The 11,411-nt window shown below is 40.0% G+C and carries 12 protein-coding genes and 1 tRNA gene; 11 read left to right on the top strand and 2 right to left on the bottom strand.

Going from position 1 to position 11,411, the window contains the following annotated elements; all coding sequences use genetic code 11:
• Positions 1-238: 238 nt before the first annotated feature.
• From LKJ51_RS04400 to LKJ51_RS04375, 6 genes are all read left to right on the top strand, one after another.
• Positions 239-634 carry an iron-sulfur cluster biosynthesis family protein gene (locus LKJ51_RS04400; protein WP_040530846.1) on the top strand — a complete coding sequence of 132 codons (396 nt, stop codon included), beginning with the start codon at positions 239-241 and terminating at the stop codon, positions 632-634.
• 106 nt (positions 635-740) lie between these two features.
• Positions 741-1,229, top strand: coding sequence for a prolyl-tRNA synthetase associated domain-containing protein (locus LKJ51_RS04395; protein WP_040530849.1), 489 nt, complete (start codon positions 741-743; stop codon positions 1,227-1,229).
• Positions 1,230-1,358: 129 nt separating this feature from the next.
• Positions 1,359-2,027, top strand: a complete 669-nt coding sequence (locus LKJ51_RS04390; RefSeq protein WP_003716733.1) for a type 1 glutamine amidotransferase — start codon at positions 1,359-1,361, stop codon at positions 2,025-2,027.
• A gap of 153 nt (positions 2,028-2,180) precedes the next feature.
• On the top strand, positions 2,181-3,707 hold the full coding sequence (locus tag LKJ51_RS04385; RefSeq protein WP_098045317.1) for a glutamate--cysteine ligase: 1,527 nt from the start codon (positions 2,181-2,183) through the stop codon (positions 3,705-3,707).
• A 76-nt stretch (positions 3,708-3,783) separates the two neighbouring features.
• Complete coding sequence (locus LKJ51_RS04380; RefSeq protein ID WP_098045316.1) at positions 3,784-4,713, top strand: lactate/malate family dehydrogenase; 930 nt, start codon at positions 3,784-3,786, stop codon at positions 4,711-4,713.
• Positions 4,706-5,278, top strand: coding sequence for a TIGR00730 family Rossman fold protein (locus LKJ51_RS04375; protein WP_288489755.1), 573 nt, complete (start codon positions 4,706-4,708; stop codon positions 5,276-5,278). Before LKJ51_RS04380 ends, LKJ51_RS04375 begins: the two co-directional genes overlap by 8 nt.
• Before the next feature lie 48 nt (positions 5,279-5,326).
• Here the strand turns inward: LKJ51_RS04375 and LKJ51_RS04370 are convergent, their stop codons facing one another.
• Complete coding sequence (locus LKJ51_RS04370) at positions 5,327-5,689, bottom strand: DUF4828 domain-containing protein (protein ID WP_003716737.1); 363 nt, start codon at positions 5,687-5,689, stop codon at positions 5,327-5,329.
• Between the two features lie 157 nt (positions 5,690-5,846).
• Between LKJ51_RS04370 and LKJ51_RS04365 the strand changes: the two genes are divergently transcribed.
• The 5 genes from LKJ51_RS04365 (at position 5,847) to wecB (ending at position 10,502) form a co-directional block, all read left to right on the top strand.
• Positions 5,847-6,866: a Gfo/Idh/MocA family protein gene (locus tag LKJ51_RS04365; protein ID WP_291978970.1), complete on the top strand. Its 1,020-nt coding sequence runs from the start codon at positions 5,847-5,849 to the stop codon at positions 6,864-6,866.
• A gap of 13 nt (positions 6,867-6,879) precedes the next feature.
• A complete protein-coding gene (locus LKJ51_RS04360; protein ID WP_124031643.1) occupies positions 6,880-8,184 on the top strand; it encodes a DEAD/DEAH box helicase in 1,305 nt (434 codons plus the stop codon).
• An 85-nt stretch (positions 8,185-8,269) separates the two neighbouring features.
• Positions 8,270-8,342, top strand: a tRNA-Arg gene (locus LKJ51_RS04355).
• Between the two features lie 386 nt (positions 8,343-8,728).
• Positions 8,729-9,247: an XRE family transcriptional regulator gene (locus LKJ51_RS04350; protein ID WP_291980127.1), complete on the top strand. Its 519-nt coding sequence runs from the start codon at positions 8,729-8,731 to the stop codon at positions 9,245-9,247.
• A 127-nt stretch (positions 9,248-9,374) separates the two neighbouring features.
• Complete coding sequence (gene wecB / locus LKJ51_RS04345) at positions 9,375-10,502, top strand: non-hydrolyzing UDP-N-acetylglucosamine 2-epimerase (protein ID WP_291978980.1); 1,128 nt, start codon at positions 9,375-9,377, stop codon at positions 10,500-10,502.
• A 36-nt stretch (positions 10,503-10,538) separates the two neighbouring features.
• Here wecB and LKJ51_RS04340 read toward each other — a convergent pair whose 3' ends face one another.
• Positions 10,539-11,375, bottom strand: coding sequence for an Rpn family recombination-promoting nuclease/putative transposase (locus LKJ51_RS04340; RefSeq protein ID WP_291978982.1), 837 nt, complete (start codon positions 11,373-11,375; stop codon positions 10,539-10,541).
• Positions 11,376-11,411 lie beyond the last annotated feature (36 nt).

The raw sequence follows: 11,411 nt of genomic DNA, 5'->3' as shown, positions 1-11,411 counted from the left end.
GTGCGTCATTTGACGGACATCCTTTCATATAGGTTTGGTTCACTTAATATGATACCTGATGTCACGCCGAATGGCGTTTTTTATTTACCACCAACTGGGTGGCTAACTTCATTCTATAATCCACCACCGGATTGATAAGAATAAAAAGGTAAAGTAAAGTTTCGTGAGCATCTTCCTTTATCTCTTATAAAAAGTGAGTAAAATAATAATTACAATATCACTTAAAGGGGAGTTGCTTATGAAAAAATTAACCGTAACTGCTGCGGCAATGGATCGACTCAGAAAGTACATGAGTCCTGATAAGCAAATTGTCTTGGACTTTGATGATGGGGTAGGTCCATTTTCGGCAATCGGCAATTGTAACTTAGATGCTAACTACCGGTTAATTTTTGTTAACCGCGATGTTAAGCTACCTGATTTTGATGAGATTGTTAGTTCCAATATTGGTGACATTCGGATTAAGAGCGAATGGTATGCTAGTGCTCAATTTGAAGACCAAATGGAACTTCGCTTTGATCCAAAGCATTTTACGATGCCACTGGTTAGCCCAACCAAAATCTTAACTGATAACGTTGAAGTGGTAGAAATTAATGAGCCGCTTAAGACGGAATACAGCGGTACTCATGATTGCTAACAAATAATATAAAACCAACTGAAAATATCCAAACGAAGCTGCGAACTCTAATCCATAATGACTGTTCGTGGCTTTATTTATAAGTGCATTTAATAAGGAGAATAATATGACTCCACAGCAAATTTATCAATTGCTAAATGATAATAAAATTGAATACCAGGTAGTTCATCATCCAGCCGTTTTTACGACAGATGAAGCGGATCAATATGTACAAAACTACTCGTTTGCAAGGACAAAGAATCTCTTTCTTCATACCCATAATCGGAAAAATTATTTCCTATATATTCTTCCAGAAGATAAGCGCTTCGATGAAAAAAGCTTTCGTCAGGCAGTTGGATCATCCCGATTATCATTTGCTTCCTCAGATGAAATGAGTCAGATCCTAAACGTAACTCCGGGGATGGTGTCACCCTTTAACCTCTTTAATGATCGACAGCATCAGGTATCGCTAATTATTACGCAAGAAGTTCTTAAAATGAATGAGTTAATTGGAGTCCATCCAAATACCAATACCCAGACTGTTATATTGAAAACCACTGATTTACTGGCACTTTTGAAAAAGATCGGTACCACTATTCAAATAGTAGATCTTTAGTTTTCATTGATATTAAAATAACTTCTCATTGTCGCTCGCTTTTATTGACACCTGATCTGAATAACATTAAAATTCTAGTGACTAAGTAGGAGTACGTTGGGGAGTAAATAAAAATAGGAGTATTAGGTAATGAGAGTAAATATCTTGCAGCATACGTCCAATGAAGGACCCGGATCAATTCGGGATTGGATTCATGCAAATAACAATGAAATGTATGTTTATCACCCGGATCAATTTGGCAATTTACCAACTGCAGCTGAGACTGATATGCTGGTTGTTCTTGGTGGTCCAATGAGTCCTAATGATGACTTTCCGTGGTTAGAAGAAGAACGAGAATTAATTAGGACTTTGATTGATGAACGTAAACCAATCTTTGGTGCTTGCTTAGGAGCACAACAGATTGTTAAAGCGCTTGGCTACCAAGTTAGTCAAGCTCCGCATAAAGAAGTTGGCTGGGCACCAGTTTATCGGCAAAACGACGCAATTCCAGGCATTCCAGAAAAGCTAACTGCTTTGCATTGGCACCAGGACATGTTTGAGATTCCTGATGATGCTAAGCTGCTTTTTAGTAGTGATTTAAATGAAAATCAAGGCTTCCTTTATCACGACAACGTTATCGGCCTGCAATTTCACTTTGAACCAATGAAGGACAATGTTCGTGAGATTGCAATTAACGATAATCAGTACCCGCTTGAAAATAATGACCTTCATCAAACAGCTGCTGAAATTATTAACCACGATGTTCCAGCAGAGAATAAGCAGGTAATGTTCAAACTGCTCAATTACATTACAAAATAAAGCACTTTAGCATCTCAAAGCATTTCAGTAAGCAACCGTTAATTCAGTTGTCTTTTGCGCAATTATTTGATTATTGTCACTTCGCTTTTGAGGTTGCTAATTCAGTATCCAAAGTGTTATTGTGTATGGTATATGAGAAATGAGGTGATTTGAATGGCTGGTCGATATGCCGTAATTCGTCAAGCATTAAGCGAGCCAGAGTTAAATGCAAAACTATTTGCGTCAGAGTTTGGACTAGAGGCAAAGAAGCACCGGGTATTAACTAACGGTCGAGCAAGTCGGTACCCTTATCCAGAGGCGCTCCGTTCTCGTCGTCATAACCTATATTTGAATTCTGGTTTTACTGACAACATGATTGACTTTGAAACGTCACCAGTTGTTGGAAGTAAGAATGCTGTTCGTCAGTTGAAGATGCTTGAACAGATTATGGTTGGCCAACTTCATGAGGATGAACGACTATGGCCTCTCAGCCTTGCTCCAGCGCCTGTCTATAATCATGATTTAGACTACCTAATGACTGCCAATACCAAGTCTTGGGACCAAGCAAACCACGATTACCTAGGCAAAAAATACGGAATTACCCAGGAATTGTTGGGTGATGTCCATGTTAATTTCAGCCTTAACAAGGAACTTTTGAAAGCCTTATACGAACAATTCTATAAGGATGAGTATCATTCACTTGTTGATTTTCAAAATCATCTGTATTTTAAGATGGCACAGTGCTTTGTCCTTTATCAATGGCTATTCACTTACCTTTACGGTGCAAGCCCAGTTTCTGAAGATGTGAATGTACCGGAACACCTTGAGTTACCGGTTCGTAGTTTGCGGTGTAGTGATTATGGTGATGATAACTTGCCTAATGAACAAGTTAGCTATAATTCATTAGAAGAACATTTTTCTAAGCTACAGCAATTCTTGGATGATGGTACTTATTACAGCATTAAGGAATTCTTCGGTCCTGTTCGCTGTCGGCGTCATAACCAAGACGTTGGTGATTTACAGGGGATGTTGACTAAGGGTATTAATTATCTTGAATTCCGTTCGTTTGATCTTGATCCGCTTTCTCGGACAGGGGTCAGTGACGATACGATTAATTTCCTTGAATTGTTAATGATTAATACGTTAGTTAAGCCGCTTCCGGATAATTTACCAGAGAAACTAGCAACAGCACGAAAGCTTAATAATGAGGTAGCACTTCAAAAGCCAAAAGAACAAACTCCAGAAATGCACGAGGCCGCTATTAAGATTATTGCTGAATTGCAGGATTTGGTTGATGAATTTAATGCACCACGTGAGTATCGGTTAGCTCTTAAATTTGTTCAACGTCGGGTTGACGATCCAGCGTTGACGATTAGCGGTCAATTGGCTGATCAGATTGAAAACGGCAATTTACTTTCGTTCGGCTTAAAGCTGGCTAATGATCGTTTTACTGCTAATATGAACATGTCTCACCCGCTTCAGGCAATTAGCAATGAGTATTCTGATGATACGCAGCGTTTGATCAAAGCGGCCATTGAATTGGGAGTAAATGTTTCATTTGATGATGATGGTGTCACATTGACGGTTGGCGATCATGATGAAACTTATGAAGCTCAAGGAGAATTTGATTTCCCAGATGGTCCACGTAAGTACATCTTAGATACATTCCCTGAAGCAATTAAGTTCCAAGAACAACAATAAATTAGATATTATTAATGAATAATGGGGCCTCACAATTCCTTGTGGTGCCTCGTTTTTGGTTAAGGAGGAGCGTAAGATGCGGAAAATTGGAATTATTGGTCTGGGACATGTTGGACGACTATTGGCACATGATCTAGTAACAACCGACAAAGTAGATCAGTTAGTCTTAATCGATCAAGATGATGATTTGGCTGTTGGCTTGAAAGCCGATTTAGAAAATGCCCAAACCGCCTTAATGACAAGTACCACAATCACTATTCAGGACTACGCAGCCTTAAAAAATGCGGATATTTTGATAACAGCATTTGGTGATAGTCAGCTTCTTAAAGAGCATCAGATGGCTGAGTTAACAAGGAATGGGCAAGCTGTTGAGGAGATCGCACCACGAGTTAAGCAAAGCGGCTTTTCCGGAATTGTCTTAAATATTAGTGATCCCAATGAAGCAATTACGGCTTACCTTCAGCAGCAACTTGCTTTACCACCAAAACAAGTAGTGGGAATTGGGACAACAATTGATACTATGCGAATGCGCCAGGCAGTTGCTAAAGCTGCTCAGTTATCATCACAGAATGTTAGTGGCTTTGTATATGGTCAGCACGATGGCGAAAAGGTGTTTGCTTGGTCAACAGTTACTGTCAATGGTCAAAATTTGGAAAAGTCGATTAACGGCCACCATCTCGATCAAAATAAACTAGGGATTAACGCTGATTTGGATAATTGGTATACGCTAAACGGCTTGGGCTACAATGCGAGTGCCGTTGTTGTCTGGACCATTCAAATTATTTCTGCAATTTTAGGGAGTGGTGAACTAAGTGTTCCGCTGGCAATTTATCAACCACAGTATGAAGGATATGTAAGTTTTCCAACCTTAATTAATCGTAACGGTCAGGGGAATCCACTGTTATTAAACCTCTATCCTGTAGAAGAAGCAGCCGTTAAAACAGCCGCCAACGCAATCCAACAGCAAATTGCAATTTTGCAACAAGGAGGGGAAGAAAATGATTAAATTATTAGCTGTATACTGCGGTGCAAGAGATGGCAGTGATAAAAAGTATTTAGAAGCAGCTCGTCAATTAGGGGAATGGATGGCTGCTCACCGAATCGATCTTGTATACGGTGGTGGTCAATTTGGCTTAATGGGGGCCGTTGCCAATGGGGTCCTTGATAATGGCGGAACCGTTCACGGCATTATTACTGAAACCCTTGCCAGCCGTGGTGCTGCTTATGAAAAAATTCAGGATCTCAAAATTGTTCCTGATATGGATCACCGGAAAGAAAAGATGATGGCAATGGCAGATGGAATGCTAGCCCTTCCTGGTGGTATTGGGACACTTGAAGAAATTAGTCAGGCCGCCTCATGGATCACGATTGGAGAAAATCCCAAGCCGGTTGCCTTTTATAATCAAGATGACTTTTACTCACCACTTGAACAAGTATTTAAACACATGTCTCACGAAGGTTTCCTCGAGAAGACCTATCTCGATAGCATGTGCTTCAGTGACGACTTTGACCAAATCCTTGACTTCATGGAACACTATCAAGCTCCTCACTACCGGGAATATAAGAAATAGTTTTAAAAATCAAAGAGGTCATGAAGCAACAAGAGCTTTTCATGACCTCTATTTTAGTGGTTGAATTGTATAGACTTGATCATCAGCTTCATCAATTAATGAAACTGGACGCTGATCATTGGCTTGAATTGTAATATGATAGCCAAATTTATCGAGATAAACTAATTTATCTTCACGAACTAGTTGAACTGTTGCGGGAATTTCTTGATTGTCAATTCCCAGCTTTAATTCAGGAGAGATGGTAATTATATGGGTTCGGTTGCGTTCATGATCATAATATTGCCAAGTACCAGCATAGAATATCGGTAACGCAGCCGATGTGTTACTTTTCTTCGCGTGACTGAACCCTAACGTACTAGAGAGCCCAGCCATTAGTCCCGCGCCGAAAAGTAACATTCCCTTTTTTCTCATATTCCATCAATCTCCTCAATTATGTGATAAGTCATTTTTCTACAAGCTTATTATACACATAATTATATGATCGAAAGATTTCATTTCTGTTAAAAACAAGCAATAATTGGTATGATTAATGTAACAAGTTAAATATCTGATAAGGGAGTTGGCTTAAATGCTTAAGTTAGGAATTATTGGAACTCATATTATTACGGATCAAATGCTTGATGCTGCCAAGACTACTGGCAAGTATCAACTAACCGCGGTCTATTCACGGACACTGGACCGGGCTAAGGAATTTGGTAAGCCATATGGTGCTACAGAATTTTATGATGATCTTGAAAAATTCTTTGAAGATGGTGACTTTGACGTTGTTTACATCGCGTCACCAAATAGTTTGCATTACCAACAAGCACGCTTAGCAATTGAAAATGATAAGTTTGTGATTGTTGAAAAGCCAGCATTTGTAAACCCAAGTGAATTTTCCGGGATTCAATCCTTACTGGCGGCTCACCCGAAGGCACGCCTAGTTGAAGCTGCTCGTCATATCCATACGCCACTCTACAAGGAAGGGCTGAAGAAAGTTGACGAGATGAAAGAGCATTATGTTCAAGGCGCAACGATTACTGTAATGAAGTACTCCTCACGGTATGACAAGGTTTTGGCAGGGGATGAACCTTATCCAAATATCTTTACCCTGAAGTATGCTGGTGGTGCTTTAATGGATCTCGGTGTTTACGCAGTTTATGGTGCACTGACAATTTTTGGCCAGCCACAATCCGTTGTTTACTACCCGACCCTATGCAAGACAGGTGTTGACGCTAAGGGTGTTGCCATTTTGAATTATGACAAATTCAGTGTGACCTTAAACTTTGGGAAGACAGCTAACTCATACTTGCCATCCGAAGTTTATGGCTTAAAGGATACCCTTGTTTTTGATAGTATTTTTGAAACCCAAAAGGTAACGTACTACGATACCGACAAGCAAGCACACCAACTTGATGTACCAGTAGAGAAGAATTCAATGACAGATGAAATGAACGACTTTGCTGACTTGTTCAATGATCCAGATAATGAAGAACAAATGAAGAAGTACAAGGGCTGGATGGACCTTTCAGAAATGGTTAACTCCGTAATGTACTCACTCCGTCAATCAGCTCAACTAGAATTTCCAGCAGATAAAGATCAAGAATAGGATGGGATAACATTTGATCGAACAATTTCAAGAAAAATTTAATCAGCAATTTAAACAACCGACTGAAATCCAAGAGGCGGTTGCAAAACCATTAGCTGAAGACAAGTCAATCCTCGGTATCGCGCCTACTGGTTCAGGGAAAACACTGGCATTTACTTTGCCTCTTCTTCCGAAAATTATGCCCGGGGCTGGCACCCAGTTATTAGTTCTCGCGCCATCACAGGAATTAGCGATCCAAACGACTCGGGTAATGCGTGAATGGGCTAATATTATTGGCGTTAAAGTCCTTGCCTTAACAGGTGGTGCTAACCTTCGTCGACAGGTAATGAAGCTTCGTAAACATCCGGATGTTGTTGTCGGTACGCCTGGCCGAGTTCTCCATATGCTGGATAACCGGCACCTCAAACTCGGTCACCTTCAAACGATGGTAATTGATGAGGCAGACGACTTACTGCGTGACGATACTTTGGCTGTTGTTGAAGATATTGAGCGTGCTACGCCATTAAGCGCTCAGTTAGCGTTCTTTTCTGCTACTAAATCGCCAGTGTTTAAGCAACTTTCAGTGATGTTCGGACGGGATATTTTAACCCTTGATGTTACTGATAGTGACCATACTCGGGGAAATGTTCGTCACGGGTATATTGATGCGCGAACGAATGCGCAAAAGACTGCTGTCCTTCGTCGGCTGACCAGTATCAAAGATTTTCGTGGCTTGGTATTCTTTAATAGTACCCGGACACTTCATTATGCCGCTAGTCGTCTTCGTCACGAACATATGACAATTGGAACTTTGGGTGGCCGACAGAAGCAAACGCAACGTGAAAAGGCGATGCGGATGTTTCGGAAACGCCAGATTAAGTTATTACTGACAACAGATGTTGCTGCGCGGGGGATTGATATTCCTAAGCTTCCTGCTGTTATTAACTTTGATTTGCCAACAGAAACGAATACTTATATCCACCGTGTTGGGCGGACAGGCCGTCAAGGTGAACCAGGACTGGTAATTAACTTAGGTGATGATCACGATATCCGTGATTTGAAAAAGCTCCTTGCCCCAACTGATTATCATTTGGAGCATCTTTACATTGATAATGACCAAATTACGGATCAAAAACCACAAAAGGGTCAAAAGTCAGTTTCAGTTCGGCGGCAAAACAGTCGGCAATTGCAAAAAGAACAGTGGAATGACAATGCAAGTGTCGAAAAGACTGTTCATCACACCCTTGGTAAACTGACAAAGCCGAAAAAGAAGCCTCATAAGAAAAATCGGAAAAATAAGGGGATTCGTCTCAAGCACCGCCGTAAGAGTGGGATGTGATTAAGGCAGTACTTTGAATAATTAATGAAAAAGAGTAAAATTAGCTTTACGAGTTTGTTCGTAAATGCGATAATACTCTTTGTCTGGTCCTATAGTATAACTGGATAGTACATCCGCCTCCTAAGCGGCCGATTCCGGTTCGATTCCGGATGGGACCATTTAGTTGGAGCTGGGAATTAACCTATTTAAGAGCCTGGTTGGCTAACCTAGAATGACGAATGATGATGAAATCATCAGAGTCGTTCGTAGTTAGACTCGAAGGCTCAGGTTAATTCCCGCGATTAGACTTAGTAAGTTTGGAAGCTAACGGTAGATAATTAGAGGTAAGAAAAGACGTTTTAACAATGTGTTTTCTTGCCTATTTTTTGTACTATTCTGGTGGTGCAATGAATCATTGCTAGTACTTGTCTATCGTTATTCGATATACTTAACCCAAAAATAAGGAGAGACCAATGAAATTTGGCGAACAAATTAAAGAACGACGACAGGAGCTAGATTTGACACAAGCGGAGGTAGCTGAAAGTATTTCGTTACTCGACAAGCAGTGTCTAATTGGGAGCATGATAAAACATATCCTGATTTGAATATGCTTGTAAAAATTAGCAATGTTTATCAAATTTCACTTGATTCTCTATTAAGGGAGAACCAAAAGTTGAAGGACTATTTAGAACAAGGGAGAGCAATGAATTCGTTTAGTGTCTCTTATGGCTTTATTTGGGTAATGTTTGGGCTTAGTTATTTTCTTGATGATTCAACAAAAGGAGGCAGTATTGCTTGGTATGGCATGGTAGCAATCTTTCTTCTTGCCATGATTTATGAAGAACTAGTAACACCTTTTTTTCTTGGGATCAACCGACGCACATTTTATCGGAGTGGTAAACGGCCTGACGAAAAATTATCAATTTTTGCTAAATTGTTTTACGGAGTATTTGTTTTAGCCGTTATTATTAGCGTGATTCTAGTTCATCAGGGAATGTCGGGGAGATATGCGTCTTCGGCTTTAACCATTCTAGTGGGAGTTCAGTATCTCTTACGAAAATATATATATGTGGCAAGAAAGTAAAAATGATTAACCATGAGAAATTGGATCTACTATTTCCCGGGAAATAAAGTTTATCCGGAGTAAATTTTCCCAGATATTATTAAATGTTGTACAATTAAAATAGTATTTTCGCAAAGGAGTTGTCACTGTGCAGAAGCCATTCAAAATTATGCTTTTATTTGGGACGCGTGCTGAAGCAATTAAGCTTGCACCAATTATCGAGCAAATGAAACGGGATCCAAGTACTTGGAAACCATCAATTGTCATTGCTGCCCAACAGCGACGCCCGCTCCTTCAACAAACGATGGAGTTCTTGAATTTAACGGCAGATTTTGACTTAGATCTTTCTGGCCTAAAGAATACTGATTATGCTGAACAGTTAAGCCAGCTAATCCATAACCTTGATAACGTTATTAACGCTGGCCAACCGGATATGCTTTTAGTAGTGGGGGATGCAGTTACTAGTTTAGCTGCTAGTCTAGTAAGCTTTTACAACCATCTTCCGTTAGGACACGTTGAGGCGGGATTGCGTACTTATGACAAGTACCTACCATTTCCAGACGAAATGCACCGACGGATTACAGATAATTTAGCTGACCTTTACTTTGCCCCAACAACTCGGGCTCGGGATAATTTGTTAAGTGAACACCACTCTGCTCAACAAATTTATGTGACCGGTAACCCGGTAATTGATTCCGTTAAGGAGCGATTAACAACTAATTTTCAGAGTGACCTCCTTGAACAGATTCCCGATGATCACCGCATTATTATTTTAACGATGCAACGGGTTGAAAGTATTGGTGCGCCAATGAAACGGGTCTTTCATACAATGAGAGATATTGTGGAGACCAATGAGGATGTTGACTTAATTTATCCGGTTTACCCCAATAGCGAGGTAATGAGTCTTGCTGATGAAGTACTGGGGAATAAAGAGCGGATTCATTTAATTCAGCCGCTTAATCATGGCGATTTCTTAAATCTTGCTGCACGGTGTGACTTTATTGTGACTGATTCTGGTGGGATTCAAGAGGAAGCGCCAGCTATTCATAAACCGGTTTTGCTTCTGCGAGAAAAAACAGAACGACAGGAAGCCGTCGATGTTGGTGCCGTTAAAGTTGTTGGTACTGATCCAACAAGTATCCAACAGGCTATCTTTACACTTTTGAACGATCATAAAGCCTATAAAAAAATGGATCAGGCAGAAAACCCGTTTGGTGATGGCCATGCCAGTGAACGGATCCTTGATATTATTGAAAATTACCTTAATAAGAAATAAGAGTCGGTGAACATCTTCGCCGACTCTTTCTTTTAACTATCTAACTTTCTGAATTAACTTTAAGGCTTCATCATGGCTCATACTGTACATATTAGTTAATTTATTTGCAATCTGTTGGTCGTTAAAGCCTGAATTGATTAGAGCTTCAACTGCTCCTTCTTCTTTACCTTCCTTTTTACCTTCTCTTCGTGCATCCATCAGGTCAAGTTCATACTTCATAAAGCCATGCCTCCTTATCGGATCTTCACGAATCCGTTTCATTTCAGCCCGTACTTGTTTGACAAGCTGATCGTCTGCGTCAATCTGGTTTCCCATTAATTTGAGAAATCCCTTTAATTTCATATTACCATGAAACTGGCTAGCCTTGGCATTGAAGATCGTAATTTGCAGTTGATCACCTAACTTAAGCTTTGGATCATCAACGCATCGATTTTCAAACTGATATTTACTCCAGCCACGACCGAAATAATCAAAATCGCAAAACATAATTACGTAAGTCGGATACTGCGCTAATTTTGAGTAATCGTCGCCAACGTTTAAAATATCGAAATCAATTTGTTGTTGATAATAACGAAGCCGAAAGGGAAGATTGTGTTTATCTGCAACTTGCATTTCAACCACAAAAGTACGCTGCTCTTCATCACGGACAAAAACATCAAACCGGACTGTTCGTGCACTGATTGGACCGGTAATTTGTTTTTGAGGAGTAATTCGCGAAATTGCTTTAATGTTTAGTTCTGGTAGGGAGCGCTGAATAAGCTCTAAACAAATTTGTTCATTTTCCATCACCATCCCAAACATAATGTCATTCGTAATTGTCAAATGCTCCCATTTTTCTTCAAGTTGCTTTAAATATAATTCACGTTGATCCATTTGCCACCATCCTTATTAGAGTTGAGGCTTTCAATC

The organism is Limosilactobacillus sp. (genome assembly GCF_022651205.1).
Taxonomy (GTDB): domain Bacteria; phylum Bacillota; class Bacilli; order Lactobacillales; family Lactobacillaceae; genus Limosilactobacillus.
Note: the sequence above shows the minus strand (reverse complement) of the source record. Positions and strands in the feature narration are given on the sequence as shown.